The organism is Maribrevibacterium harenarium (assembly GCF_006385675.1).
Lineage (GTDB): Bacteria > Pseudomonadota > Gammaproteobacteria > Pseudomonadales > Marinomonadaceae > Marinomonas > Marinomonas harenarium.
The window spans coordinates 1-2,527 of the sequence record NZ_VFRR01000096.1 but is presented as its reverse complement, the minus strand read 5'-3'; the positions used below and the strand labels follow the sequence as shown (position 1 = coordinate 2,527).

Below are 2,527 nucleotides of genomic sequence, written 5' to 3'. Positions count from 1 at the left end.
CGTATTAAATGTACGATATTTACCTAATTTGCCACACTTATAAGTAGTAACCCACCTCCGCAGCCATTTATTGGTGTGGTCTACAGAGGATTAAGTCTTTTTAGAGGGGAAAATCCCTAGAACCCCATCTTAGGAATGATGCTTGTAGGCGTTATGACATTGAAAGCAGATCAAATTATTGCATGGTGCGACAAGCAGCTTGCCAATAAAAATGACAAAAACACGCCTTAGAGGGCGTTTTTTGTTTTAAATAAACCTGCTGATTTTTGCCCTGTAAATCGCCTGAAAAGCGTCACAAACTTTCAGCCCGATTTATGGGTCAATAGGAAATAGTAAGTGCTTAAAAACGGACTTAGATTGTCTGAGACGTTTCTGTAAGGTGTTTTGAGGTACTTTCTGGGCTATTTAACATATAACCAATAATGAACACCAGATTTCTAATCTCCACGAGTGCCGAATCACTCTTGAACAATTTGTTATAGCGCGACTCAAAGGCTGCTCGAGGTTATTCCTTTAAAAGACTTAAACTGACAGTCTCCTGTCGTTTCGTATTCCAAACCTAAGCGATCTTTAGGTTCCCTTTTTATGGTCACTCCCACCACCCAAAACGCCGCATGCCAAAAATGCCACGCGGCATGAATCTCGCTTAAACGCTTGTTATATCACTGATTGAATGCAGCAAAGATAATAACCGTCATTGACACCATTAATAGAACAACACACCATAAGTGCAAATGTTCAGATTGAGGTAACTAAAATGGCAAACAACGGTAAAGTAGTAGTTTCATGTCCACGTTGTGGTTGTACTGGTACATTTAATGTAGGTATCAAAAATGGGCACGGTTCATCACCAGCACGATGTCGACAATGTAACGGGAGCTTTCGAATCCACCTAAAAAATGGTGATGTTTATAAAGTAGCCTAACTATATATTTATGCTCTGCCACACAAAAACGTGTGGCACTTTACTTCATGGATATAACGCCCTGTTAAGGTGTGAGCAACGTAATACCGACGCTTCCGAAAACCACCTTAACCACTAAAACCAACGCATAGTGAAAATGCCACGCGTTGCGAATCACTCTTGAACAGTTTGTTAGCCCTTTGCCCAAATTTGGTATGTGTAATCAATATTTGAACTGAAACTTTGCTCAAATGTTTGCTTGAAACTCTGTGGAACTGAAGGGAAAAACACGTCGCCAGAGATGTGCTTATGAATCACTGAAAGATGGATAACATCTGCTTGTTCGATTAATGCTTTGTAAATTTCACCACCACCAGAAACAAAGACATGTGCTGTCGTATTGTCTAAGTAAGCTAATGCCGATTCAACGCTTGTGAAATAAACAACATCAGGATCATTCGAGACCATTTCAGAACGAGTAACCACAGCATATTTCCTATTCGGAAGTTTACCCATTGAGTCGAAAGTTTTACGACCGACTAAAAGCCAATGATTGTAAGTCATAGCTTTGAACAGGAGCTGCTCACCTTGTACATGCCAAGGTATATCCAATCCAGAGCCAATTACTCCATTCTCGGAAACAGCTGCCATAATGGATATTTTCATTTTTCCTCCTGAGGGCTAACGCCCGCTTAAGTGGTGAGCAACGCTACCACAACACTCAATTATTACACCGTAAATACAAAAGCCAATTCAAACTAAAACCGCCAAACGTTGCGAATCCGTCTTAAAGCGTTTGTTATGTGCGTAGCCGAATCTTGCGCTTAGTCAGGAACAATGATTACCCCTAATTGCTCCAGTAACTGTTCCTGTTGCCACGAGCATATTTTTACACCCGTAAGATCAATCTTTCGAGGATCTAAACCATAAAGCTCTGAATGGCTTAAATCACAGCCTTGTACTCTAAACTGTTCCCAGCAGTCTTCCGAAAAAACACCACGGCTTAAATCTGATTCTTTAAATGAAGCGCCTCGAAGATTTGCACCAATCCATCTATTTTCGAACAGGTCACATTTTTCAATAAGCTGCTGCTCAAAATTGGCATAGGATAAGTTACAACCTGTTATGTATGCAGAACAAAAGTACATTTTATTCGAAACCTGATTTACAAAACTAACTTGACTAAAATTTGCTCCTTTAAGATCACAATCTCTCAGTTCAATACCAAAGCAATTTGCCCCCTTAAAATGGGACATTGAAAGCTGACAGTTTTTAAATGAAGCATCTCGAAGATCAGCATAAGAAAAATCGCACCCTTCCAATGCCCCCTGCTCTATGAAAGTACAGTTAATGAACTGTGTATCTCGGAGGTTTGAGCGCTTAAAATTACAATGTATAAAAGTACAATTGCTAAAGATATGTTCTTGCAAGTCCTGATGTGAGAAGTTCACTTGATTATATAATTGCTTTGATTTTTCCATGCTGTGGCTCCAAAAAACATTTGATTTGAAGACTATCATTTACCTGAAAGGGGTTCTAGGGATTTTCCCCTCTAAAAAGACATAATCCTCTGTAGACCACACCAATAAATGGCTGCGGAGGTGGTTTACTTTCAGCTTGGAG

Annotated in this window: 2 protein-coding genes; both read right to left on the bottom strand. The window is 39.8% G+C overall.

Features of this window, described 5'->3' with window-relative positions:
• Positions 1 to 1,096: 1,096 nt before the first annotated feature.
• Positions 1,097 to 1,570: a trimethoprim-resistant dihydrofolate reductase DfrA gene (gene dfrA / locus FJM67_RS17180; protein ID WP_032474819.1), complete on the bottom strand. Its 474-nt coding sequence runs from the start codon at positions 1,568 to 1,570 to the stop codon at positions 1,097 to 1,099.
• Between the two features lie 158 nt (positions 1,571 to 1,728).
• A complete protein-coding gene (locus tag FJM67_RS17175; RefSeq protein ID WP_000415714.1) occupies positions 1,729 to 2,385 on the bottom strand; it encodes a quinolone resistance pentapeptide repeat protein QnrVC1 in 657 nt (218 codons plus the stop codon).
• Positions 2,386 to 2,527: the final 142 nt, after the last annotated feature.